The 24,542-nt window shown below is 55.1% G+C and carries 19 protein-coding genes; 5 read left to right on the top strand and 14 right to left on the bottom strand.

Annotated features, from left to right (window positions below; genetic code table 11):
• Positions 1-37: 37 nt before the first annotated feature.
• The 7 genes from rluB to B1757_RS05345 form a co-directional block, all read right to left on the bottom strand.
• Positions 38-793 carry a 23S rRNA pseudouridine(2605) synthase RluB gene (gene rluB, locus B1757_RS05375; protein ID WP_253253725.1) on the bottom strand — a complete coding sequence of 252 codons (756 nt, stop codon included), beginning with the start codon at positions 791-793 and terminating at the stop codon, positions 38-40.
• A 139-nt stretch (positions 794-932) separates the two neighbouring features.
• The gene (locus B1757_RS05370; RefSeq protein ID WP_101537339.1) at positions 933-2,240 is read right to left on the bottom strand and encodes a sulfide:quinone oxidoreductase; all 1,308 of its coding nucleotides are present in this window, start codon (positions 2,238-2,240) and stop codon (positions 933-935) included.
• A 151-nt stretch (positions 2,241-2,391) separates the two neighbouring features.
• On the bottom strand, positions 2,392-2,889 hold the full coding sequence (scpB, locus tag B1757_RS05365) for an SMC-Scp complex subunit ScpB (protein ID WP_101537338.1): 498 nt from the start codon (positions 2,887-2,889) through the stop codon (positions 2,392-2,394).
• Positions 2,882-3,697 (bottom strand): segregation and condensation protein A, encoded by an 816-nt coding sequence (locus tag B1757_RS05360; RefSeq protein WP_101537337.1) that lies wholly within the window; start codon positions 3,695-3,697, stop codon positions 2,882-2,884. Before B1757_RS05360 ends, scpB begins: the two co-directional genes overlap by 8 nt.
• An 11-nt stretch (positions 3,698-3,708) precedes the next feature.
• Positions 3,709-4,920 carry a tryptophan--tRNA ligase gene (locus tag B1757_RS05355; protein ID WP_101537336.1) on the bottom strand — a complete coding sequence of 404 codons (1,212 nt, stop codon included), beginning with the start codon at positions 4,918-4,920 and terminating at the stop codon, positions 3,709-3,711.
• Entirely contained in the window at positions 4,917-5,579 is a 663-nt protein-coding gene (locus B1757_RS05350; RefSeq protein ID WP_101537335.1) for a site-2 protease family protein, read from the bottom strand. The genes B1757_RS05355 and B1757_RS05350 overlap by 4 nt, the downstream gene beginning before the upstream one ends.
• A gap of 56 nt (positions 5,580-5,635) precedes the next feature.
• Positions 5,636-6,313 (bottom strand): L-threonylcarbamoyladenylate synthase, encoded by a 678-nt coding sequence (locus tag B1757_RS05345; RefSeq protein ID WP_253253724.1) that lies wholly within the window; start codon positions 6,311-6,313, stop codon positions 5,636-5,638.
• A 46-nt stretch (positions 6,314-6,359) separates the two neighbouring features.
• On the opposite strand from B1757_RS05345, the gene B1757_RS05340 reads away from it, so the two are divergent.
• The 3 genes from B1757_RS05340 to B1757_RS05330 all read left to right on the top strand — a co-directional run bounded on the left by B1757_RS05340 (position 6,360) and on the right by B1757_RS05330 (position 10,363).
• Positions 6,360-6,947, top strand: coding sequence for a 7-cyano-7-deazaguanine synthase (locus tag B1757_RS05340; protein ID WP_172437614.1), 588 nt, complete (start codon positions 6,360-6,362; stop codon positions 6,945-6,947).
• 38 nt (positions 6,948-6,985) lie between these two features.
• Positions 6,986-7,810: a ferritin-like domain-containing protein gene (locus B1757_RS05335; RefSeq protein WP_101537332.1), complete on the top strand. Its 825-nt coding sequence runs from the start codon at positions 6,986-6,988 to the stop codon at positions 7,808-7,810.
• A 387-nt stretch (positions 7,811-8,197) separates the two neighbouring features.
• Positions 8,198-10,363 (top strand): mechanosensitive ion channel family protein, encoded by a 2,166-nt coding sequence (locus B1757_RS05330; RefSeq protein ID WP_101537331.1) that lies wholly within the window; start codon positions 8,198-8,200, stop codon positions 10,361-10,363.
• Here B1757_RS05330 and proB read toward each other — a convergent pair.
• The 7 genes from proB to guaB all read right to left on the bottom strand — a co-directional run bounded on the left by proB (position 10,357) and on the right by guaB (position 22,698).
• On the bottom strand, positions 10,357-11,517 hold the full coding sequence (gene proB, locus B1757_RS05325; protein WP_101537330.1) for a glutamate 5-kinase: 1,161 nt from the start codon (positions 11,515-11,517) through the stop codon (positions 10,357-10,359). The genes B1757_RS05330 and proB overlap by 7 nt on opposite strands.
• A gap of 403 nt (positions 11,518-11,920) precedes the next feature.
• Positions 11,921-13,105, bottom strand: a complete 1,185-nt coding sequence (locus tag B1757_RS05320) for a GIY-YIG nuclease family protein (RefSeq protein ID WP_101537329.1) — start codon at positions 13,103-13,105, stop codon at positions 11,921-11,923.
• Positions 13,098-15,179 (bottom strand): DEAD/DEAH box helicase, encoded by a 2,082-nt coding sequence (locus tag B1757_RS05315; protein WP_253253723.1) that lies wholly within the window; start codon positions 15,177-15,179, stop codon positions 13,098-13,100. The genes B1757_RS05320 and B1757_RS05315 overlap by 8 nt, the downstream gene beginning before the upstream one ends.
• A 170-nt stretch (positions 15,180-15,349) precedes the next feature.
• Positions 15,350-16,804 (bottom strand): ATP-binding protein, encoded by a 1,455-nt coding sequence (locus tag B1757_RS05310; protein ID WP_101537328.1) that lies wholly within the window; start codon positions 16,802-16,804, stop codon positions 15,350-15,352.
• Entirely contained in the window at positions 16,801-19,572 is a 2,772-nt protein-coding gene (locus B1757_RS05305) for a class I SAM-dependent DNA methyltransferase (RefSeq protein WP_101537327.1), read from the bottom strand. Before B1757_RS05305 ends, B1757_RS05310 begins: the two co-directional genes overlap by 4 nt.
• A 117-nt stretch (positions 19,573-19,689) precedes the next feature.
• Complete coding sequence (gene guaA, locus B1757_RS05300; RefSeq protein ID WP_101537326.1) at positions 19,690-21,234, bottom strand: glutamine-hydrolyzing GMP synthase; 1,545 nt, start codon at positions 21,232-21,234, stop codon at positions 19,690-19,692.
• Between the two features lie 3 nt (positions 21,235-21,237).
• The gene (guaB, locus tag B1757_RS05295) at positions 21,238-22,698 is read right to left on the bottom strand and encodes an IMP dehydrogenase (RefSeq protein ID WP_101537325.1); all 1,461 of its coding nucleotides are present in this window, start codon (positions 22,696-22,698) and stop codon (positions 21,238-21,240) included.
• A 188-nt stretch (positions 22,699-22,886) separates the two neighbouring features.
• Here guaB and B1757_RS05290 point away from each other — a divergent pair, with 188 nt between their 5' ends.
• Both B1757_RS05290 and B1757_RS05285 read left to right on the top strand, forming a co-directional pair.
• Positions 22,887-23,852 carry a glycosyltransferase family 2 protein gene (locus tag B1757_RS05290; protein WP_101537324.1) on the top strand — a complete coding sequence of 322 codons (966 nt, stop codon included), beginning with the start codon at positions 22,887-22,889 and terminating at the stop codon, positions 23,850-23,852.
• Positions 23,833-24,542 (top strand): mannosyltransferase family protein (locus tag B1757_RS05285; RefSeq protein WP_216360824.1); only part of this gene is annotated, 710 nt, incomplete at its 3' end. The genes B1757_RS05290 and B1757_RS05285, both read left to right, overlap by 20 nt.

The raw sequence follows: 24,542 nt of genomic DNA, 5'->3' as shown, positions 1-24,542 counted from the left end.
CAATAATATTACATTGACGTTATGACGGTACTTTGTATCAGGAACGAGACGCCGGATTCACCCAGTGTACGCTCGCCAGCAGGTTCTCCCTTTCCTCATCAGGCAGCTCATCAAAATAACCGGTTTTGAGCAGTCGCGGCATTTCCACGACGCCATAGCGTATCCGGATCAAGCGGCTGACCGCCATGCCCAAAGCTTCAAACATGCGCCGTACCTCGCGGTTGCGCCCTTCCGCCAAGGTTACGTGATACCAGTGATTGGCTCCCTCTCCGCCGGCGTCCTCGATTTGCAGAAAACGGGCCTCTCCATCATCCAGGGCTATGCCTTTCAATAGGGTGTTTTCCTGCTCTGCGGTCAACACGCCCAGGGTACGCACAGCATAGACCCGCTCAATACCTGCACGGGGATGCATCAGGGCATTCGCCAGATCACCGTCATTGGTCAACAGCAGCAAGCCCTCGGTGTTATAATCCAGGCGGCCGACGGCAATCCAACGACTTCCCCGCAATTTCGGCAAGCGATCAAACACCGTCGGACGACCTTCTGGATCTTTGCGGGTTGTCAGCTCCCCGGCTGGCTTGTGGTAACGTAAGACGCGCAATCGGGGGCGCACCCAGGAAGGTATCCGCAACGCTTCACCATCCACAGCAATTTTATCCTGGGCGGTGACCCGGTCGCCCAGCTTTGCGATTTGGCCATTGACCTGAATACGGCCTGCGGTAATCCACTGCTCCATCAAGCGCCGCGAACCCAGGCCAAATCGTGCCAGCACTTTTTGTAGTTTTTCGTCCATGTATCCATTTTCTCCAAACATACCCGGTTCTTGAATAAGCGACCAAGCGAGTGCGCCATCATATCCTGTCTGCCGCACAAACCCTACAAAAAACCCCGCTCAAGGCGGGGTCTTCAGGATATAACCAATCAGATCAGGATCAGGAAGCCTTGCGATGCGGCGGCACTTCTTCCTTCAGGCGGGTAATGCCCATCATCTTGAACAAGACCTTTTCGTAAAAAGGCTCGGAAACACCCATTTTCATCTTGCGGATGAAATATTTTTCAAAAGCCACCTTGGCCAGATGCACCCAGCGACCATAGGCAAACACATCTACCGTACGGGGGCGCAACTGCGGCAGGGCGACGAAAGCCGCACCACGGTCCCCCATATCGGCAAAGCAGACGGCATTCCAGGTACCCATGGTCTGTTCACCTTTGCGTCCTTCCAGATCGGCCTTGATGTTGTGTACTGCAGCAGACACCATGGATTCAATCATATAACCGGTTTTGGGAGCACCGGTAGGAACGGGGGTAGCTTCCACCGGAGGAATGGCAATGGCAATACCGGCGGCAAAAATATTGGCGTATTTCTTACTGCGCTGATGTTCATCTACCAGCACAAAGCCACCGGGATTACACAGTCCTTCCACACCGGCTACTGCAGGAACACCCTTGAAAGCAGGAATCATCATGCCGAACTTGACGGGCAGAGTAAACTCCTTGGTCACTTCCCCCTTATCATTGACCTGGTTGATGAACATCTTGCCGTCTTCGACTTTGGTGACCTTGCAGTTGGTATGGGTTTCAATGCCCTCTTCTTTCAGGCCCTTGGTAAGAATACCCGTAGAATCACCGACGCCCTGAATACCCAGATGGCCGATATAGGGTTCACTGGTGACAAAGGTAAAAGACGGAATCTTGTCGCGCATACCGCGTTTCTTCAGATCAGAAGCGACAATCATGGCGTATTCATAGGCGGGACCAAAGCAGCTGGCGCCGGCCATGGCACCAATCACAATAGGACCGGGTTCGGCCAGCAGCGCCTGATAGTCCTGGAAGGCCTTTTCGGCATGATCCACCGTACATATGGACTGGACAGGACCTTCGTGGGGATTGGAGCCAGGGACATTTTCAAAAGCCAGCTTGGGTCCAGTAGTAATCAGCAAGTAGTCATAATGCACCTTGCTACCGTCAGCCAAGGTAATTTCCTGCCCTTGGGCATCAATTTTTTCAGCTGGCTGGGGAATAAAATGAATCCCTTTACGTTCCACATAGGGTTTAATGGGGAATGCAATATCGTCGCGTTTGGTCCAACCCACGCCCACCCACGGATTGGAGGGCACAAACTGAAAATAATCATTGGCGCTAATGAGCGTCACTTCATGCCCGGAACCCAGGGCGTCCTTCATTTCATAGGCTGCGGGCATACCGCCTGTTCCTGCTCCTAAAATCACTACATGTGCCATTGGTCTGCTCCTCATCACATTATTGACCACATCTCACTCAGTGCGGATGTCGGCATCTATATACAGACCCGTCATCAACAAATTATCAAGAAATATGCGACCATATTACCAGGTCGTCAAATAAGTTTTTTCTAATATTAAAATAATCTTTCTATTTACTCAGCATGACCGTCGGCAAATCTTCCAGAGAAGCCAGACCAAAATGTTGCAGGAATTCTGAGGTTGTTGCCCAAAGCGCTGGACGTCCCGGCGTTTCCCGATGCCCCACCACCGCAACCCAGCCCAGCTCCTGGAGCTGCTGCATGATTTGGGCATTCACCGAAACCCCCCGCCAGTGCTCGATTTCCGGCCGGGTAACCGGCTGCTGATAGGCGATGACCGCCAAGGTCTCGAGCACCGCTTTGGACAAAGGGCGGGGAGCATCCACATGCAAGCGAACCAGAAGATCACGATGCCGGGGGTGAATCTGCAGGCGATAGCCTCCGGCGACAGATATCAGTTGCAGGGGCCCCTCTCCCGCTGCCAACAGTATATCCAAGGCCGCTTCCCAACCCACATAGGCGGGATCATCCCCAAAAATAGCCGCCAGACGTTCGCGGGATAAGGATTCCGCACTGGACAAAAACAAGGCCAGCAGGGCTTCACGCATGGGCCGGAATCTCCTGCACTGCGATCTGTACCTGCCATTCCAGCGATTCTTCTTGCCGCAGTTGCAAAGCCTGCTGCCGCAACAGCTCCAGAATGGCCAACAAGGATATGGCCAAGGTATGGCGATTCAGATCTGGCAGTAATTCTGCAAGATACCAGGCGCGGGAAGCATCCTGACGGCAGTGCCGCAGCAGGTCTACCATGCGCTGGCGCAAGCCCATTTGCGGTTGGGAAAGCGTATGTGCCGGTATTTCATCGGGCTTCGGGCGTGTCAGGATACGCAACCAGGTCCCGGCAACATTCTCTAAAGTCAACAAAGGTGGCGGCAACGGCCAGTGTTCGGGACCCATGGCGGCAGCCATCCAGAAGTCCTGACCGGCACGTGGTAATTGCTGCAGATTTTCCGCCTGGGCCTGCACCTGCGCCAGGGCCTCCAGACGCCGGACCAGCTCCAGACGGGGATCCAACTCTTCTTCATCACCAGCTGGCGGCGCGGGCAGCAACATACGCGCCTTGATTTCCGCGAGCCAGGCGGCCATGAGCAGATATTCTGCCGCCAATTCCAGATTGCGCCGTCGCGCTTCCTGCAAATACAGCAAATACTGGCGGGTGACTTCCGCCACCGGAATGTCGCGAATATCCATGCGATTCCGCCGGATCAACCAGAGCAGCAACTCCAGAGGCCCGGAAAAACTGTCGAGCAGCAGTTCTAAGGCATCAGGTGGAATGAACAACCCCTCGGGCAAAGCTTCCAAAGGCTGGCCATGCACCTGCACGCCCTGTCCTGCGGGTCCATGGGCTGTGCTCATGCCCGCAGTACTCAGCCCATACCCCGCGCGTGGGCCAAGCCCATCGCTGCCCGCACTGTTTCCATGGTCTGTTCGGCCTTGTGGCGGGCGCGTTGCGCACCGGCATGGGCGATTTCACGGAGTTGTTCCGGACGTGCCGCCCAGTACTCCGCCCGCTCGCGCATGGGGGCCAGTTCTGCCAGCACGGCATCAATCACCGGCTGCTTGCATTCCACGCAGCCAATCCCGGCACTGGTACAGCCCTGCCTGACCCATTGTCTGGTTTCCGGACTGGAATAAACCTGATGAAAACCCCATACCGGACATTTTTCCGGAGTCCCCGGATCGGTGCGCAGAACGCGGGCAGGGTCCGTGGGCATGGTACGCATTTTTTTCTGTATTACGGCAGGGTCCTCCCGCAACGGAATCGTATTGCCGTAGGATTTACTCATTTTCTGACCATCCAGCCCCGGCAATTTGGAGGCTTCGGTCAACAAAGCCTGGGGTTCCCGAAGGATTTCCCGACCTTTTCCTTCCAGATGGGCCAGCAACTGGGCCTGCATCGCCGGACTCAAGCCCGCCTGCTGCCGGAGAAAATCAGCGGCTTCAGTGACCGCCAGCATATCCCCATCCTGTTGAAAACGCTGCTGTAAGCGCGCAAAAGTTTTGGCAGCGTTCTTTCCCATAGCTTTCAAAGCCTTATCAACCAGCTCCTGGGTTTCTGCATCCCGCCCGTAAAAGCTATTGAAACGCCGCGCCAATTCCCGGCTGATTTCCAGATGCGCCACCTGATCGGCACCCACCGGCACCTGCTGGGCTGCATAAAGGAGGATGTCGGCCGTCATCAACAAGGGGTACCCCAGAAAACCGAAAGTCGCCAGGTCACGTTCCCGGAGTTTTTCCTGCTGATCCTTGAAGGTCGGCACCCGTTCCAGCCAGGACAAGGGCGTCAGCATCCCGAGCAGCAAGGATAATTCGGCATGTTGGGGCACCTGGGACTGAATGAAAAGCACCGCCTTTTCCGGGTCTATGCCCACCGCCAACCATTCGACCAGCATATCCCAGACGGCCATGGAAATGCCCTGAGTAGTTTCATAATGTGTGGTCAGGGCATGCCAGTCAGCGACAAAAAAGTAGCATTCCCCTTCATCCTGCAAACGCACCCAGTTTTTCAGCACACCGTGGTAATGACCAATATGCAGACGTCCGGTAGGACGCATTCCCGACACGATGATTTCTTTCATGATCCGCCACCTACTGCCAGAAAAAAATGATAAATCCATAAAAACAAAGGTCCCAGCACGGACCACAAAATGCCGGTAAACAGCAGCACGATGAGAATGATAAATCCGTAGGGTTCCACCCGGCTGAGGGCGATGCTGGCGGAAGCGGGCAACAGGCCAACCGCTACTCGCCCTCCATCCAGCGGCGGAATCGGAATCAGGTTGAAAATGATCAGAATGACATTGATGATAATGCCCGCCTCGCCCATCAACTGCATGGGCTCGGCCACATAAGCCAGAGCCCCGGGCAAATGCCCGCCCAACCACAGCACCGCCGTCCAGAAAATAGCCATCAACAAATTGGCTGCGGGACCGGCAATCGCCACCCAGACCATATCACTTTTGGGCTTTTTCAGACCCGCAAAATTCACCGGCACCGGTTTGGCATAACCAAACAGAAAAGGGGAATGAAAGAGCAACAATATACCTGGCAGCAAAATGGTTCCGAATGGATCAATGTGTTTTACGGGGTTCAGCGTCAGACGACCCATGAGCATGGCGGTAGGATCGCCCCGCTTCCAGGCCACCCAACCATGGGCCACCTCATGTACGGTGATGGCAAAGAGCACCGGAATCGCCCAAATTGCCAGAGTACGGATAAAATGCGTGAGATCAAACATGGCCGAGAGTATATCAGCAGGGGCTATCGGCTACCTAATGCTGCCACGGGCAGAACTTAGGCTTCGATGCCCAGGGCCAAAGGATCTCCGGCACCTTTGCGCCGCAACTGAGGCGGCCATTGCAGCAAATCAATCACGGTTGAACATTTGGCCCGTCCCGGCTCCGCCAGAATGACCGTATCCACCTGATTCCCCAAAAGCGCACAAATTTCTTCCGGATCAGTCAAGGGCAGTTCCGCATCGGGAAGTTGCAAGGTCGAAGTCATCAAAGGTTCACCCAGTTCTGTCAGGAGCAGTTCGCAAATGGGGTGCGCAGGAATACGCACCCCGATACTCCGTTTTTTGGGGTCCGCCAGACGCCGGGGCACATCTTTGGTCGCCGGGAGAATGAACGTGTAGGGTCCCGGCAACGCCTTGCGCAGCAAGGCAAAGGCACGGTCATCCAGCTTGGCATACTCAGCCAGTTGGGAAATGCCTGAAAAAAGCAGAGACAGATCATGCTGCAAATCCAGTTGTCGAATCCGCCGCAAACGCTCCTGGGCTTCACGGGCGCCTACCATACAACCCAAGGCGTAACAGGTATCTGTCGGAAAAACCATCAATCCACCGCTGCGCAACACATCCAGTACCGGCTCTAGCAGACGCCGCTGGGGGTTCGCAGGATGCACCCTTATACATGAACTCATGTTATCTTTAGCCCCCATGAATACCCGTTCCGAAACCGCAACGATCATACGCCAGCCTGAGTCAATGTCACCAGACCGCAGATGCCTGCTGCTCATGAGCGGCGGCATAGAAAGCAGTACGCTGCTGTTCCAGCTCGCCCAAAAGGAAAATCCCCAACCCGTTTTCCTGGATTATGCGCAGCGTGCCGCCCGGCAAGAGTGGCAGGCAGTGCAAACGCTGAGTTTACAACTGCATATCGATCCACAACGCTATGACCTTTCGGCCTTCGGGAATGCCGTCGGCGCCCTGCGCACCGCGCGCTATCACGTTCCCCTGCCCCATCGAAATTTTGTGGCTATCGCAGCAGTTGCGGCCATTGCCAGCAACCTGAACATCAAGCGCATCGTCATCGGACTGAGTGCCGATGATGCAGCAGTCGACACCTGCTCCCGACCGGCCTTTCAAAACGCCATACACGACACCCTGGGCAGCCTGGGCCTGCAACTGGAAACACCCCTCATCCATCTTGGCAAAGACGCTATCATTCAGTACGGTAACGCCTTGGGTGTTCCCTGGGCGAAAACCTACAGCTGTCTGCTCGGCCGCACGCCAGCTTGCGGTTTCTGCCCTCAATGCCTGAAAAGAGAGGCTGCTTTTGCCCTGGCTGGAGTCAACGACCCGGATATGGGTTATGATAATTGATCCGATGGTATTTCATGCGCAGGAGACAGACACAATTCATGCACGCCGTTAGAACACATCCGACCTGGTCGGTTGCGGATATTCCCTATGCCAATATCGAAAAAGCCAGCATCCAAGATCAACCAGACTGGTTTTATCTGCTGGCTGGAGCCTCCTTTGTCGAAACGCTCTCTGATCTTTATGCCAGTAATCTGGTGGAATACTTTCAAGAAAACCTTCCCGCCACGACCTGGCTCAACCAGCAGTGGGAACAGGAAGAAGTCCAGCACGGTTTGGCTCTGAAAACCTATGTACTGGAGGTCTGGCCAGATTTTGACTGGGACCGGGCATATCGGCGCTTCGTCAAAGCCTACCAGCCCTATTGTCAGACAGACTTGCTGGGACCCACTCAGGCCCTGGAAATGGCATCTCGCTGTGTCGTCGAAACCGGTACTGCAAGTTTCTACACCATGATTCAGGCAGCCAGTCCGGAACCGGTGCTCCGCTTGCTGGCAGGACGTATTCGTGCCGATGAAGTGCATCATTACAAGCACTTCTACAAATTTTTTAGGGAATACCAGCGCCGCGAAAGAAATTCGCGTTGGCGCATTGGACGGGAACTCTGGAAAAGAGTCTCTGAAGCAGATCAGGAAGACAGTTATCTCGCCATCAAAAGTGCATTTGAAGTGAAAAACTCGGGGCAGACCTTTTCCGGCAAGGATTTTGCGGCATTTCGAGAACGGATGGGTGACTGGGTCAGCCGCCATTATCCCTTTGAAATGGCTATCAAAATGCTGCTCAAGCCGGTATCGCTCCCCCCCGCCCTGCAAAAAATGGCGCTGCCTTTGTTGAAACGCAGTGCCCGTCGCGCTTTAGCCAGCTAGTCCAGTCAAGAGGGGACAAAGCTTGCAGGGAAATTGGTTTTCCGCGCCGGAGGGCGCGGGTTTTTAGTGGCTTTACCGCAACTTACAAAACTGTAGCATTTGGCTATATCCGGTGTTGTATGTTATCTTGTTTTACGAAAATATTTGCTTAAATCTTCTTCTGTAGGGGTTATTGTGACGGAACAAAAAATCCTTTCTTCGATAGCACCTTATTATTATATTTCAGCATTACCAAATCCCTCTTGTTTTTTTAAATTTTTTTTATATTTTCTGTTAATATTACCATTTGCGGCATACGCATCTACTGGCGCATCTGCTGGCGATAACATCGCACAAGACAGTAAGACTTTACAGAAAATTCATACGGAACTCAAACAACCAGTTTCGATGCAGCAGCTCCTTGCCTGGAATAAAAGCATCAACACCATTAAACATGATGCGAAAAATTGCCTGGATAAAAAAAACAAGCAGCTCGAACAAACCGATAATGGACTTGAAATTCTTGGACCCGCTGTTGCTGAAGAACCTGAAAATCTCACTGCATTAAGGGTGAAGCTGACTAATCGTCAGAAAAACTTACGTGGGGAAATAGCCACCTGCAAGGTACTGACTGTTGCCAGCACCGATCTGGCGGAGGAAGTAGATAGTGCCAAGGAGAGTCTGCACGCCAGAATATTATTGCGTCGAGATCAAAATATCTGGGAGCAATTCACGATCCTCACCGCCGTCAGCGGCTATACATGGGGTCAGGAAAAAAATTACTGGTTAGTACATCATGATCACTTCATTCTCGCCCAGAAAAACGTACAAATAGCCATCGCTATTGGTCTGTTTGTTTTTTTGCTGCTGCTGGTCGTGCGCAAGTCACTGCCCGAAAGTGCAGCACATGGCACGCAATTATCCGCAGCGCAAAAAAGCCTTTATCACTATCTACCAATCATAGCTGGCGTTACCGCTACAGCAGTGATCGCACATTTTATGGGCGTTTTTTCGCCTCTGGTGCGTATTATTCTGTTTACCTGGGGCACGTATGCCCTGCTCGCCATTCTGGTCACCTGGGCATTACGTCCAAGCGGCATGGTTTTTCATCATTTTGCTTGGGGTCCAAAATCTCTCCGCTCCACTTTACGTAATCTGCGTTTTATCGCCCTGCTTGCCGGTTTCGCGATAGCGTGGTTGCTCACCGCACCGCAGGATTATCTTAATTCCCAACAGCAAGCCTTTTTTTGGTCCGCCTATCATCTCGTCATGTTAGGAGCCGTTTTCCGACTGGTATGGGTAGCCGGCGCCAAAAAACCTTTTCGGGCTTATCCTTTTCTGCGGATCATCATCTTGTTGGCTTTGGCAACCACAGTCGTCTTTACCCTGTTAGGCTACCGCAATCTGACCGGCTATCTGTTTTTTGGCTTACTCATGTCCTTGTTGGCTTTTGGTTGCGGCTTGTTTATTTCCTGGGGGCTCAGTGATTTCTGGAATTACACCGCTCAAAAAAACGGCCGCTGGCAGCATGCTCTCAAACAACGCCTGGGTCTGAACGATGATCAGCCACTGCCCTGGCTCAGCTGGTTTAGTGCCCTCAGTCATATTGCTGTCTGGCTTGCCGTCGCTGCTTTTGTCCTTTTTGCCTGGGGTTTGACTCACGCAGGATTTTCCCTGATCTGGAAATACTTTATTACAGGATTCTCTGTTGGCACATTCCATGTCCAGCCTTTCCGTTGGATCATTGCTATTGTCCTGCTGATTCTGCTCTTTAATATCAACGCATTCATACAAAGGTACCTTTCCGAAAACTCCCGAATCATCGGGCACTTGGAAAGCGGGGCAAGACATTCCATACTCTCTATTGTCCGCTATACAGGCTTTATCATAGCCATACTGGTCGCTCTCTCCACGGCAGGGGTTGCCCTTCAGAATCTGGCCATCATAGCCGGGGCCTTATCCGTCGGTATTGGTTTTGGATTACAGAATATCGTCAATAATTTTGTTTCCGGGCTGATTTTATTACTGGAAAGACCTATTCGGGTTGGTGACTGGATACAAGTCGGGAGTACTCAGGGGACCGTTCAAAAAATGAGTATCCGCTATACCTTGATTCTGACTTTTGATCGTACCGAAGTTTTTATACCCAATTCCGAGCTCATTTCCGGACAGGTCACCAATTGGATGTATACCAACAATGTATTGCGCTTGATGATTCCTTTCAATGTGGCGCACAACGCGGACATTGCATTGGTAAAGGAACTGCTGGTCAAGGAAGGACAAAATCATCCCGATGTTCTGCAGGATGATCCGCGTGGTATTCCACCCACTGCCCTGTTACTGGATGTCAGTGAAAATGCCCTGCAGTTTTATTTGCGTGTTTACCTGGATGACTGCAATAAAAGCTTCTATGTGCAAACCGACTTACGGTCAGCCGTGGTAGAGAGTCTATTACGCCATAATATTCGGCTGGCTCATCAGCAGCAGGATGTACACATCATCCCCAGCCAGATTCTGCCAATCAACGAAGCTACCGGGAAAGCACAGGACGCTCTGGAATCAGGCCCTCAATGAATCAGCAAATTATCGCGATGAATCAGGATGCCTTCAGCAACATCCGGATCATCGGCAATATCCCGACTTTTTTTACCCAGGCATCGCAGGGCAACAGTAGCATCCCAATTCACCAGGCCGCGAGCGAATTCATGTCCTTCGGGGTCCTTACAAAGAACCAGATCACCACGATGGAAATTACCCTCAAGTGCAGTCACGCCCACGGGTAGCAGGCTTCCCCCCTCCTGTTTGAGAGCAAGAACAGCTCCAGCATCCAAATGGAGGACACCCCGTGCACGCAGATGACCTGCTAACCAGCGCTTACGAGCATCCAGTTTGGGAAGTCGAGCATGGATAAAAGTACCCAAAGCCTCACCATGACGAATCCGCAGCAAAACATCCTCACAACGCCCATTGGCAATAATGGTGGATGTACCGGATCGAGCCGCCCGAGTGGCAGCGCGCACTTTGGCCAACATTCCGCCAGTGCCTACACCAGAACCGCCGCTTCCGGCCACTCGTTCCAACATCGCCGCACCGGCATTGACCTCAGCGAGTAGTTTTGCGTTGGGATTACTGCGCGGATCCGCATCAAATATACCGTCCTGATCCGTCAATATGACCAGCAAATCTGCATCCAGCAAATTACTGACTACCGCCGCCAAGGTGTCATTATCGCCCAGATTGATGGCATTATAAGATACCGTATCGTTCTCGTTAATAATGGGTAATACATTCATTTCTAACAGTGTAAGCAGGGCCGAGCGCGCATTGAGATAGCGTCGTCGGCTGCGTAAATCATCATGGGTCAGTAGCACCTGTCCACAGTGAACCGGCACCTCTTCAGGAATATCCTCTTCCCGGAGTAATTTTTCGTAGGTGTGAATCAATGCCGACTGACCCACGCTGGCAGCAGCCTGACGCTCCTTGAGGTTTGCAGGGCGCTGAGACCATCCCAAGCGCTGCACCCCCGCACTGACGGATCCTGATGATACCAAAATGACCTCAACTCCCGAACGGCGCAAGGCAACAATTTGCTTGACCCAGGTCCGAATCGCTTCCCGATCCAAGCCGCGACCATCATCGGTGAGAAGGCTGCTCCCTATTTTTATAATCCAGCGCTGTGCTTTTGTTTGTAATAAATTCCGTGATTTTTCCGGTGATTTATTTTTCATGATTACCCAAATCAACAGTTAACATGTGATTAAGATAACATATTTCTTTGAAGAAATCGCCCTGACACCAAAATAACTGTGAAACCAATTGCAACAGTGTTTCTATTCCCCATGACCATAAGTGATTTTACACTAGACTGTTCACTCACTCCCACTCGATCATAAATAGCCAAGAAAACACCATACATATCGATGCCTTACTAACGGCTGCTCTGTAAGTGCCATGTAAAATACCACGCTCAGCTCCACAGCACTTGGATGACGCCAAGGATTAAGGGCAACCTCGCAGTACCATGACGCTGCCGAAAGCTATCCGCCCAGGCCGCCAAGATATCAATCTCCGCTGCCAGTGTCTCTGGCCTCGGCAGCAGGCGGCCAGGGCTATTCATGCATTTGGGCTCTCCTATGCCTTCACCAGCTTCGCGGCGCTAGGATCGTAGATGTAGCCAGTGATGCTGCCATCCTTGATGCGCGCGACAGCTTCGTCGATCACGAACAGCGGAACAAGAAACCATTCCTCGGGCTGCACGGGGTGACCGAAGCGGTCGTTGATGGTGATGTTCAACCGCGCAGGCGCGAACAGCCTGTGGAACAGGTTCTCCATCCGAGTGCGGTTGATGCCCGCGAGCTTGTAGGTCGCTACCACTTCGACCTTCGCCAGCAGGTAGGTGGAGTCGTGTTCGGCGTTGGCAATGCGCGTCTCCACCCTGCCCCCGGTCACGCCGATCTTGTGAATAAGGCCCCGATTCTGCGCGACATAGGGATGATCCGAGAGGGAGCGCAGGACGTAGATCGTGCCGCTTTCGACATCATCGGCCTCAAGCTCACCGCCGAAAGAGAGTTGCCCGCTCTCGGGCGAGGCCAGCCGCCGCGCAGCGGGGTCGTCGTAGAACGCGCGCTGGAGCGAGCGCAGCAGCAGATTGCTTTCGGTGCCGTTGGAGAAGATGAGGCGCAGGCGGCGGTCCACTTCTCCGGCGGTAATTTTCAACGGCTCGCCGACCTCGGCGACGTAGAGAGTAAGGCCATCGAGAACGAAGAAGTCCCCGGCTTCAATCGCGCGGCGGCCTGCTTCGATGGGTTGGGACTGGCGCATACCGGTTTTGACTTCCGCTTGCACGCGCTCAAACAAGGGCCGGAAGGTCTCGAAGTCCTCGCAGGGCTTGCGATCCGCGATCTCCTCGGCGGCGCGCTTTTCGGCGCTGGTGCGGACATGGCGTAGGACCGCGATGTCGTCCGCGCCGGCAACATCCGCCAGTTCGGCGGCCAGGTCGTCGATGTCGACAGCTTCATCCGCCGAAGCGGCAACGGTCGGCACCCCGGCAAGCAAGCCCTGATGATCCAGCGGCTCCAGCAGGGCGCGGCAATCCGGGAGCGCGCGCAGACGGTCAAGCCGCACGGCATAAAGGCGCTCGAAGATATCGCGATCCTCACCATGCTGCGGCGCACGCCCGTGCTTCTCGGTGAAGCGTTGGATCTCCTCGAAGCCCGCGATGACGCGCTCCTCGCTGGCTGGCCGTCCGCCCTTCGCTTTGGGCGGTGCGAACTCGGCAAGCTCCGCAGCGAGTTCGTCAAGATCGGACTTACTCATAGCGTCCCTCCGCCTTGAAACGCATGAAGGCGACCGCGCCTTCGGCCATGCGGCGCTCCCAGGCATCCTGGGAATCGAGCGCCGGAATTCGACCGCGCTCCTTCTTGAACTGGACGGCGCGAACGGCCATCTCCTTCGCCTCGTCCGGCGTCAGGCTCGTACGCTTGGCCGATATGGCCGCCGCGACCTGCTTCAAACTGTCCTCACTCATGGCCTTGGCGAGGATGGCGTAGGCTTCCCCGAAGGGGTTGATGCGGTCGATCAGGTCGATATCCAAATCGCGCACATCCATCGCGAAGCGGCGCACACCGTCGATCAGGGCGGTGTTGGGCGACCCATCGCTGTCGCCTCCGTTTTGGCCTTCGGCGACAAGCCGCTTGGCCTGCTGCGTGAGGTTGAGGGCGGCGATGGCGTGCTGGCGCACGGTCTCCTGATCTTCAGCGTCAAGCTCGGGATATTTGTCCTTGATGATCTTGCCCAGGCGAACCTGCGTCAGCTCCTCGGGAACCAGCTCCTCATCGAACAGACCGCGCTCGATGCTGGGCTTGTCCTGCACGAAAGCCGCGATCACTTCGTTCAGGTCTTCCTGACAAATTCGCGCTGCCTCTTTGCTCTTGGGCTCGGCGATGCCCTTGATCTCGATTTGGAAGGCACCAGTCTGCTCATTAACGCCGACATTACAGCGATCCGGGTCGTAGCCACCCTCGCCGTAGTCAAAGCCCGGCGTCGGGCCGTTGTCGGGGTTCTTGGGCCTGAACTCGAAGCGCGGCGCAAGAACCTGCTCCATCAGCAGGCTCGCCGCGATGGCCTTCAATGTATCGTTGACGGCCTCGGTGACAGCTTCCTCAGCCGCATCCGGCTCGGCGATCAGGTTGGTGAACCTCGCGCGGGTCTTGCCGGGGGCGTCTCGGGTCGCTCGGCCGATGATCTGCACGATCTCGGTCAGGCTCGCGCGGTAGCCCACGGTGAGCGCATGTTCGCACCAAATCCAATCGAAGCCCTCCTTCGCCATGCCCAGCGCAATGATGATGTCTACATGGTCGCGGTTGTTCTTCTGCGCCGGATCTTTGAGCGCGGCGGACACGCGGTCGCGCTTGGCGGCATCGTCATCTACCAGATCGGCGATGCGCAGCACCCGGCCATCGGGACGCTTGACGAGCTGGAAGCCGGTCGCGGTGTCGATGCCTTGCCATTCACCCAGCGCCTCGATGATGTGTTCCACCTCGCGCATCTTGTCCTTCGTGCTTTCACGCGAATTGACATTCGGGATGTGAATGATGGTCTTCTCGGCCGGGTCGAGAACCTTGAGGATGTCATCAACGTAAGGCCCGCTGTAGAAAAAGTAGCCGATGTCGAGTTGTTTGAGGTACTCGTAGCCGTTGAGCTGCTCGTAGTAGGTGTAAGTGACGGTATCGAACTTCGACTCGTCCTGCGGTGCCAGCACGGCCTCAGCGTCGCCCCGGAAGTAGGAGCCGGTCATGGCGACGATATGCGTCTTGCCCTGCGCGAAGAACTGCCCGAGGTGCAACCCGAGCTTGTTGTCGGGATTACTTGAGACGTGATGGAACTCATCGACCGCGATCAGGCGGTCATCGAACGCCTCCACGCCGAAGGCATCGACGGCGAAGCGGAAGGTGGCATGGGTGCAGACCAGTACCTTGTCGTCGCCTTCGAGGAATGCGCCCAGTGCCTTTACCTTGCCGCCGTTGTCGTTGCCCGGCGCGTTGCACAGGTTCCATTTGGGTTCGACGTGCCAATCGGCCCAGAAGCCATTCTTCGACAGCGGTTCGTCATTGAAACTGGCCCCGATGGACTTCTCGGGCACGACGATGATGGCCTGCTTCAGGCCCTGGTTCGTGAGCTTGTCGAGTGCCACGAACATCAGCGCACGGCTCTTGCCCGATGCGGGTGGCGACTTGATAAGCAGGTACTGCTCGCCGCGTTTTTCGTAGGCCCGCTCCTGCATGGGCCGCATCCCAAGGGCGTTGGCCTTGGTGGATGCGCCAGTACGCACCGTGGTGATGGATACCGATGGCACCCTATAAATGTTGGTGGAGTTGGTCATTGCGTTCATGGTTTCCATCTTGAGAGTGCAACATCTGGATTAGGCGATCAAAAGTGGATCAAAACTTTCCAGAGCCACTTTTTTCATAACTATCTGTTAAATTTTCATTTTTTGCTTCACATCCGGCCATGACTCGGTTTCTGGCGGGCGAAATCAAAACTCAATCAAAACTTTCCGAACTAGGCCCAGAAGGGGACATAGCCAGAACGCGGGTGTTCCGGATCAGCAGGGCGAACCAGCCCCGCCTGTATTGCCTGCCGGATCACCCCAGAAGCCTGCGCCGCGTTTTGCGGATCGATGCCAAACCGCTCGCGCAGGGTGGAATTCGTCATTCGCTGGCCGCTGACATGCTTCAGCGCAGCGTGTTGGTAGCAAGCTCGCACTCGCTCCTGCGGGGTCATGTCGGCAAACCGGCGGGGCGCATATAACACCGCACGCACCGCATCGCCTTCTACGCGGAAATCAGGTGGCGGCAACTGGTGCAACTCGACGGCTACCAGCACCTTGTCGATCCCCGTGCCCTGTTCTTCGCACAAACGCATCCGGCGCATCAGTGAAGCCAGCGCTTCATTACGCGAACGCGGGGGAAAATCCAGGAATCGCTCGGGCTGTACCAAGGGCTGACCTGGGTTGGTGATTTCAAGCCGGTCACTGAACATCTCCACCAAGGGGCCCGTGCCGGTGATGGACATATCTTGATGAATCAAGGCATTCGCAACCAGTTCACGGATGGCGATGGAGGGATACAACGGTCGCTCCTCACGGAATGCCTTGCCGATGTATTCATTGCGCGGCATAAGCCCATCAACATAGTCGATCAAGCCAGTGAAGCCGATGGCGTAGCCTTTTTGTCCATCCAGCCGGTGTGTCACCGTGTCGGCGCGGCCGTTGCCGTCATAGGCCACAAAGCGAATAGCCTTACGTGCGATGGAGGACGGAAAATCCGACAGCCGCTTGGCGAACAATACCGCGCCCAGGTTGGTGATGTTCCAATGGCCGCCGACATCCGACTGAATCAGATGATCCGCCACCAACTTGTCGAAAATGCCCTGCCGGTTATCCGGCAAAGGCTGGCCGGTCAGATCAAAGTAGGCGGCATAATCCATACGCGACAACACCTCATCGCCGCTCAAGAATTGCGCCGCGATGCCCGTTTCCCAGGCATAGGACTGCAATTTCGCCCACAGAACCTTCAAGCGTTCCGGGTGATCGGACAGCTTGGGCGTGGCGCTGCCGATACGGATATACGCCAACCGATCAAATTCCACTGGACTGCTGGTGGCCGCTGGAATTTCCAGCAACACCAGCCTTGTGCCATGGTAATCGACGGTCTCGAAACGGAAGTCGATGGCTGGTTGCAGGCGTTGTGCCAGCCACAGTTCCAGGGGCTGACTCTGTTGCTTCTGACTGGAAGGCTCGAATGTCGTGCCGACCGCAGCATGGTCGGCATCAGCAATTCCCCAAAGCAGGTAAGCATAAGCTTTGTCGGCCAGTCGGGCGGCATTGGACATGGCCGAAATATGCTTGCCGATCATGTCAGCGTCGGCATTGTTTACCTTGAACTCCACCCACGCGGTTTCCGCCGGAAGATGGCGCGATTCATCGATCAGAGCCAGTGTGCGTTGTCCGCTCATTGGGGTTTGCCTCTCCTTGTTTTCGAAGCAGGCTTGGTCTCTGCCGTCATTTTCGTGTACAGCTCGAACAGCTTCTCCAGCCGCTCGGTGTCGTTCTTGAAACGGCGGCCAATGTAGATGCGCTCCAGTACTTCGTCGTTGCGCGCGTGCGCCGCCCGCAGGTCGGCGGGCATCTTATCGGGAGCGTAGAGCTCGGCAATCGTGGCCGGGAAATGATGCTCCCGCGCCAGCAGGATGTCCTCCGCGCAGCGGGTGAGGTCGGCCTTGTTTTTCTCGGTAAGCGTCGGCACCGGGAACGTGTTCCAGCCGAGGGTATTGGAATAGCGGTAGTCGGTTCTCAGCCTGACGCATACAGTCGCAATCCACTGTTGATGCAGACGACTTGCTACGATCGCCAACATCCACGTTGGAGCGTCATACGCCACGGCTGCGGTATCAGCCACCACTGTTCCGACATCAACGAATCCACAAGGTAGGTAGGGGCGATTCTCTGATGTGACCCTCGGAACCACGAGCGCACTTCCGTCACGATGAGGGGTGTAGACGAAACGATGGGGTGTCTTCGCGTTGTCGTTCGACTGTTTTCCCTTGCTCGCCATTCGCAGCGCCCGAACTCGCGCGAGTCTTTCCGCAATGGGCGGTATGCTCATTGCTAGGTCAAGGTCTTCTTCTTCAATCCAAAGACAATGACGTGCGGTCGATCTGACGAACTCTTGTGAGCCTACATAGCGGCGAATGAGGTGCGTTGCCTCAGGATGTTTTTGCAAAAAGATATCAACGCTTTCCCGGTCCTCAAAGATAAGGTTGCCACCATCAGACGGCTTATTTCCATAGTCCATGATTGGCAGAGCATCTGATCGCAGAGCCTGCTTTTGAACGATGACATTAGGCATATCTATAAGGTATGGCCCAATGTTGTCCGCCTCCTTGATCGTCTCCCCTTCAAATATTCTCTTTGGCCGAATATTCCTCTTGGATACGCCAACGATTACGCATGTCACACCAGCTTTGTCTTTGGCCAAGTTGCCCCAAGTGAATGATCTATGGGCGAAGAAAATTGTCATACCGCGACCTAGGATAAGAGGCCACAGCATCGCCACTTGAATCCCTTGGCATATTGTTTTTGTCGCAACCAGTGCGAAGTCAGCATTCTCGGTCGAGCAATAGCGCGCTGCCTGCAAGTACCACGCAGCTACATAATCGAGATCTTTGTAGGTCTTTGTCTCATTCGAAAATACCGCATCCATATCATCTTGTTGTGAATCATTTCTCCACTGACTCCCAAGGTACGGCGGATTCCCGCAAATGTATGTCTCGCCCCCTTCGTTCTGAAAGTTGATCTCCGCCTGATCGAGCGGCGTTTCAAACAAATCATCCGCCTGCACCTTCACACCCGTGCCAGTCGGCGGACAAATGCTCAACCAGTCCAGCCGCAGGGCGTTGCCGCAGGTGATCCAGTTGTCATGGCTCAGGGGCAGAAACTCGGCCAGCGCCAGCTTCTGCCCGCGATAGAGTACGTCGCACTGATACTCTGCGATGACCAGCGCGAGGCGGGCGATTTCCGCCGGGAAGTCACGCAGTTCGATGCCGCGAAAGTTGGTAAGCGGAATGTCCGAGCGGCGATCACGTTCGTTGCGCCGCTGGTTGATCTCGGCCTCGATGGCGCGCATTTCCTTGTAAGCGATGACGAGGAAGTTGCCCGATCCGCAGGCCGGATCGAAAACGCGGATTCTCGCCATGCGCTTGCGCAGGTTGAGCAATATGCGCGGGTTGTCGCCCGCCTCTTCCAGCTTCGCCCGCAGGTCGTCGAGGAACAGCGGGTTCAACACCTTCAGGATGTTGGGGACACTGGTGTAGTGCATGCCCAGCTCGCCGCGCTCTTCGTCCTCGGCGAGGGCCTGGATCATCGAGCCGAAGATGTCGGGGTTGATGCGGGTCCAGTCGAGGCCGCCGACGTGCAGCAGGTAGGTCCGGGCGATCTTGCTGAATGTCGGCACGTCCATGCTGCCAGAGAACAGGCCGCCGTTGACGTAGGGGAAGTCGTCGCTGTTGGCCCAGCGGGGAAGATGGGCCGCTGCCCGCTCCTCGCGCGGGGTGTTCATGGCAAGAAACAGGGTGCTGATGACCTCGTGCGTGTTGGACGCATCCCGTGCGCTCATCTGCGCGACGGTTTCGGTGAACTTGCCCTTGCCGCCGAAGATGCCGGTGTCCTCGGCGAAAAAGCAGAAAATGAGCCGCGCCATGAAGTGGTTCATGTCGTGGCGGCGCTCCGCCGTGCCCCATGCGGGGTTGTCTTTCAAGAGTTCGACATACAGGCGATTGAGGCGGCTGGTGGCGCGGATGTCGAAGGCGTTTTCGCTGATCTGGCGGACGGTGCTGATGCCCGCCAGCGGCAGGAAGAAGCCGAAGTGGTCGGGAAAGTCAGGATAAGCGCAGGCGACCGTCTCGCCGCTGGTCAGATCTTCCGCCTCGAAGTCCGTGCCGTCGGTGGCGAGGATGAACTTGGCCTTGCCCTTGGCTGTGGCAGGGCTGGCCTTGAGCGCGGCCAGTGTCTGGGTCACCTGCCCTGCCTCGCAGCTCAGGATGTGGATGTTGCTGGTCTGGAGCACCCCGCCGAGGTCGGACTTGTTCGACGCCCCGGCGCGCAGGCGCTTGATGGTCGTTGCTTTATTGCCAAAGGCTTCAAGGAACGCATAGGGGAATTCAGCGGGATCAAAGGGCTGCGCCGCCAGGTCTGTGATGGCCTGTTCAATTTCTACGGCGTTCATGGGCGTGCAGCCCCCCCTCGGGACGTTGCCACCTGGCTGCTGTCGTTCTGCGGGGCGCTCACGTCTTGTCCTGCGTTTTCTCGTGCCAATAGGTGCCAGCCAGTGCCAGACGCCGAATCACTCCCACTCAATCGTTGCCGGTGGCTTGGAAGAAATATCGTAAACCACCCGGTTGATACCGGCCACTTCATTGATAATCCGCGTGGAAATACGGCCCAAAACGTCATAGGGCAAGTGCGCCCAGTCTGCGGTCATGCCATCTGAAGACTCCACCGCCCGCAGGGCAATGGTCTCATCATAGGTACGGGCATCGCCCATGACGCCCACACTGCGCACGGGCAGCAATACGGCAAAGGCCTGCCAGAGGCGGTCATACAAGCCCGCCTCGCGGACTTCTTCCATGACAATGCGGTCGGCGCGGCGCAGGACTTCCAAGCGCTGTGCATCAATCGCTCCCAAACAACGGATGGCCAGACCGGGGCCAGGAAAGGGCTGGCGACGAATGACTTCTTCCGGCATACCCAATTCCCGCCCCAGTTCCCTGACCTCATCCTTGAACAACTCGCGCAGGGGTTCGACCAGCTTGAGATGCATCCGCTCGGGAAGTCCTCCGACATTATGATGGGACTTGATGGTGGCGCTGGGGCCTTTGAAGGAAACCGATTCAATCACATCGGGATAAAGGGTGCCCTGGGCCAGAAAATCAGCACCCTCCACCTTTTTGGCTTCCTCCTCAAAAATTTCGATAAACAAATTGCCAATGGCCTTGCGCTTTTTTTCCGGGTCCGTCACCTGCGCCAGCACATCCAAAAACCGCTGCCGCGCATCTATGGCCTGCAGTGGAATCTGAAAATAATTGCGGAACACTGTCTGAACTTTCTCTGACTCGCCAAAGCGCAACAGACCATTATCCACAAATATACAGGTGAGTTGATCGCCAATGGCGCGATGAATCAGCACAGCGGCCACCGCCGAGTCCACTCCGCCCGACAGGGCGGCAATGACTTTACCCTTGCCCACTTGAGCACGAATACTGGCGATGGCGCTTTCCACGTAGGAATGCATGGTCCATTGCCCGTTACAGGCGCATACCCCCCGGACGAAAGCCGTCAGCATTTCGGCACCACGGGGGGTATGCACCACTTCCAGGTGAAACTGCACGCCATAAAAATGCCGGATGGGATCACCAATGGCCGCCAGAGGTGAATTGGTGCTGCTGGCCAGCACCCGGAAACCATCGGGCATTTTTTCAATACGATCCCCGTGGCTCATCCAGACTTCTTCCGTATCTTCACTGCTTTTAAAGGGCAGTAAAGGGCCCAGGGCATCGTGAATCTGTAAATGCGCCCGACCATATTCCCGGTGCTCCGCCTTGGCCACCTTGCCACCCAAAACATGGGCCATCAGCTGCAACCCATAGCAAATACCGAGAATAGGCAGTCCCAGCACAAAAATACCCGGATCGACCATAGGCGCATCCTGATCATGCACCGAAGAAGGGCCTCCCGACAAAATGATCCCCTGGGGCTCCCAGTTCTGAATGTCAGTCAGGGACATGCTATGGGGATGAATTTCACAGTACACATGGGCTTCGCGCACCCGCCGGGCAATCAGCTGAGTGAACTGGGAACCAAAATCGAGAATCAGGATGCGTTCTTGCATGCGCTACTCCACCCGGTAATTAGGGGCTTCTTTGGTAATATTGACATCGTGGACGTGACTTTCGCGGACGCCTGCCTGGGTAATTTTGATGAAGCGCGCGCGGTTGCGCAAGGCGACCAGATCTTCGGCGCCCAAATAACCCATACTGGAACGCAGGCCCCCGAGCAATTGATGAATCACCTGACCGGCCGGCCCCTTGTAAGGCACCCGGCCTTCTACGCCTTCAGGCACCAGCTTGGGCGCTTCGGGGCTGGCATCCTGGAAATAGCGGTCTGCCGATCCCTGCTGCATGGCGCCCAATGAGCCCATACCCCGATAGGCTTTATATGAGCGCCCCTGATAAAGTTCGATTTCTCCCGGAGCCTCGTCGGTACCCGCCAGAAGGCCGCCGACCATCACCGAATGTGCGCCGGCGGCCAGAGCCTTGGCAAAATCTCCGGAAAAACGAATGCCTCCGTCAGCAATCAAGGGCACCCCCGTATGGGCGAGGGCATCAGCGACGTTGCTGATGGCCGTCACCTGGGGCACACCGACCCCGGCGACAATCCGGGTCGTGCAAATGGAGCCGGGGCCAATCCCGACCTTCACCCCGTCTGCGCCCGCTTCCACCAGCGCCAGGGCCGCTTCTCCGGTGGCAATATTGCCGCCAATCACGTCCACGTCGGGATAATGCTCCTTGATCCAGCGCACCCGATCCAGCACGCCCTGACTGTGGCCGTGGGCCGTGTCGACGATGATGACATCGACACCGGCCTCCGCCAGCGCCTGCACCCGGAGATCCGTACCCTCGCCGACGCCCACCGCCGCGCCCACCAGCAAGCGACCCTGGGCATCACGACAGGCCAGCGGATGTTCCGTAGCCTTGCGAATATCCTTGACCGTAATCAAACCCCGCAACTCAAAGCGATCATTGACCACCAATATTTTTTCAATACGATGTTGATGGAGCAAAGCCTTGGTCGCATCGAGGCTGGTGCCTTCGGCCACCGTCACCAAACGCTCCCGGGGCGTCATCACGCTGCTCACCGGCGCATCCATGCGGGTTTCAAAGCGCAGATCCCGATGGGTGACAATCCCTGCCAGACGCTCATCCTCCACTACTGGCACCCCGGAAATGCCATGCAGGGCCATGACTTGCAGGACCTCCCGAATACTCACTTCGGGACGCGTGGTGATGGGGTCCTTGATGACGCCGGCTTCGAATTTTTTGACCCGCCGAACCAATGCCGCCTGCTGATCCGGCGACATATTCTTGTGCACAATTCCGATGCCTCCCTCCTGAGCCATGCCAATCGCCATCGCGGCTTCAGTCACCGTGTCCATGGCGGCGGAAAGCAGCGGCACATTGAGCCGCAGACGGCGGGTCAACGGTGTCGCAATCTGGACATCGCGGGGGAGTACAGCAGAGTGGGCAGGAACCAGTAATACGTCATCAAAGGTGAGAGCTTCGCCGATCAATTGCATAGTTGAGTCACCCCTAAACAGAAAAAGGGCCGGGTTTGGCATCCCAGCCCCATGATAAAAGGCATCCCGTAATATAGCCAAAGCATCGGGGATTTTCCAGTGGGATATCTGGCTCAAAAAATTGACTTACCCGGCAATCGCCGGTAACTTTCGAGAAAATTCAGAGATATTATAACAATCCACTGCTCATGACCGTTTCCATCATCGTTCCCTGTCATAATGAATCGGCCAACCTGGCGACATTGTACGCACGCATTTGCAGTATCATGGATGCCTGCCAGGAACCCTGGGAAATGATCTGCATCAATGATGGCAGCACGGATGACACCCTCCTCCATCTCATTGCCCTGCATCAGCGCGACTCCCGCATTCATATCATTGATCTATCCAGGAATTTTGGCAAGGAAGCAGCCTTGACTGCGGGATTGGACGCAGCCCGGGGAGATGCCGCCATCCCCCTCGATGCTGATCTTCAGGACCCTCCCGAAGTCATCCCCGAGCTCATCAAGCGCTGGAAAGAAGGGTTTGATGTGGTCAACGCCGTGCGTTTATCCCGTGACGGTGAATCCTGGCTCAAGCGCGCATCTGCCCATTTTTTTTACCGGGTGATCAACCGCATGAGTGAAGTAGATATACCCGCTGATACGGGTGACTTCCGGCTTCTGTCGCGCCCGGTACTGGACGCCTTGCACAGCCTTCCGGAGCGGCGGCGCTTCATGAAAGGACTGTTTGCCTGGGTCGGTTTTCGTAGCACCAATGTCTACTATCATCGCGCCCCCCGCCATAGCGGTAAAACCACCTGGAACTACTGGAAACTCTGGAATTTTGCCGTAGAAGGTATCACTTCATTCAGCCAGATACCCCTGCAACTGGCCGCATATCTGGGCTTTGTGGTTTCTTTGCTGGCCTTTCTCTATGCCATCTGGCTGGTGATCAGCACTCTGGTTTACGGCAACCCCGTCAAAGGCTATCCCTCCATGATGGTCACCTTGCTTTTCCTGGGAGGCGTGCAACTCATGGCGCTGGGAGTAATCGGAGAATATCTGGGACGCATCTATGAAGAAAGCAAACATCGACCGATTTATTTGGTGCGGCAAACATGGGAAAGACACTCACAAAGTCATGATAACCACATTGAAAATAAGACCAATTGACAAAATTGTAATTGCATTTTTACTGACCATCTGGATTGGCATCTGGTTAGGTTATTATTTTTTTATTCCCGGCGTCACGTACAATTACAACAATACAGCAAATATCTTACAAGCAATGATTCATTGGGATGCTGGTTGGTACCTGGATATTGTTCAGCACGGCTATCATTATAATGGTAACGATTTGTTGCAACAAAATATCGCCTTTTTTCCTTTATATCCAATTATCATGAAATTTTTTGGGCAATTTTTTGGTTTGCACAACGGTATCGCCACTGTTCTTCCAGCGCTGTTCATTGGCATCACTTCCATTTATGCTTTTCATGCGCTCGCTAAAACCTTATTAAACGAAAATGCCTCATTATTTGCCACAGCGGCCTACGCGCTGTATCCAGGCGCCACTTTTTTTGCATCGGCTTACCCCACTTCGATCATGAATCTACTGGTCATCCTTACTTTTCTGTCGCTCCGCAAGAAAAAGTATTTCATGGCTGCGATAGCTACGGGTATCAGCACGGCTGCGGGGGCACTATTAGTATTTTTGAGCGCCACAATCACACTGGTCTATGCTAAAGAACTTATGTTCAAAAAAAACATAAGAATGAGTTCACGCATTGCACAACTTATTTTGTTGGGTTTTTTGTCCATCTCCGGCATCGCTGGATTCATGCTGTACCAGCAGCTTGCTGG

It is taken from the genome of Acidithiobacillus marinus (assembly GCF_002847505.1).
In the GTDB taxonomy this organism is placed as follows: Bacteria; Pseudomonadota; Gammaproteobacteria; order Acidithiobacillales; family Acidithiobacillaceae; genus Acidithiobacillus; species Acidithiobacillus marinus.
The sequence above is the reverse complement of the archived record's forward strand: the minus strand, read 5'-3'. Positions and strand labels throughout refer to the sequence as shown.

Excerpts from the sequence above, each read along its gene's own strand:
- rluB (WP_253253725.1), bottom strand. The coding sequence starts at position 793 with ATGGACGAAAAACTACAAAAAGTGCTGGCACGATTTGGCCTGGGTTCG.
- B1757_RS05370 (WP_101537339.1), bottom strand. The coding sequence starts at position 2,240 with ATGGCACATGTAGTGATTTTAGGAGCAGGAACAGGCGGTATGCCCGCA.
- scpB (WP_101537338.1), bottom strand. The coding sequence starts at position 2,889 with ATGCGTGAAGCCCTGCTGGCCTTGTTTTTGTCCAGTGCGGAATCCTTA.
- B1757_RS05360 (WP_101537337.1), bottom strand. The coding sequence starts at position 3,697 with ATGAGCACAGCCCATGGACCCGCAGGACAGGGCGTGCAGGTGCATGGC.
- B1757_RS05355 (WP_101537336.1), bottom strand. The coding sequence starts at position 4,920 with ATGAAAGAAATCATCGTGTCGGGAATGCGTCCTACCGGACGTCTGCAT.
- B1757_RS05350 (WP_101537335.1), bottom strand. The coding sequence starts at position 5,579 with ATGTTTGATCTCACGCATTTTATCCGTACTCTGGCAATTTGGGCGATT.
- B1757_RS05345 (WP_253253724.1), bottom strand. The coding sequence starts at position 6,313 with ATGATCGTTGCGGTTTCGGAACGGGTATTCATGGGGGCTAAAGATAAC.
- B1757_RS05340 (WP_172437614.1), top strand. The coding sequence starts at position 6,360 with ATGAGCGGCGGCATAGAAAGCAGTACGCTGCTGTTCCAGCTCGCCCAA.
- B1757_RS05335 (WP_101537332.1), top strand. The coding sequence starts at position 6,986 with ATGCACGCCGTTAGAACACATCCGACCTGGTCGGTTGCGGATATTCCC.
- B1757_RS05330 (WP_101537331.1), top strand. The coding sequence starts at position 8,198 with ATGCAGCAGCTCCTTGCCTGGAATAAAAGCATCAACACCATTAAACAT.
- proB (WP_101537330.1), bottom strand. The coding sequence starts at position 11,517 with ATGAAAAATAAATCACCGGAAAAATCACGGAATTTATTACAAACAAAA.
- B1757_RS05320 (WP_101537329.1), bottom strand. The coding sequence starts at position 13,105 with ATGAGTAAGTCCGATCTTGACGAACTCGCTGCGGAGCTTGCCGAGTTC.
- B1757_RS05315 (WP_253253723.1), bottom strand. The coding sequence starts at position 15,179 with ATGAACGCAATGACCAACTCCACCAACATTTATAGGGTGCCATCGGTA.
- B1757_RS05310 (WP_101537328.1), bottom strand. The coding sequence starts at position 16,804 with ATGAGCGGACAACGCACACTGGCTCTGATCGATGAATCGCGCCATCTT.
- B1757_RS05305 (WP_101537327.1), bottom strand. The coding sequence starts at position 19,572 with ATGAACGCCGTAGAAATTGAACAGGCCATCACAGACCTGGCGGCGCAG.
- guaA (WP_101537326.1), bottom strand. The coding sequence starts at position 21,234 with ATGCAAGAACGCATCCTGATTCTCGATTTTGGTTCCCAGTTCACTCAG.
- guaB (WP_101537325.1), bottom strand. The coding sequence starts at position 22,698 with ATGCAATTGATCGGCGAAGCTCTCACCTTTGATGACGTATTACTGGTT.
- B1757_RS05290 (WP_101537324.1), top strand. The coding sequence starts at position 22,887 with ATGACCGTTTCCATCATCGTTCCCTGTCATAATGAATCGGCCAACCTG.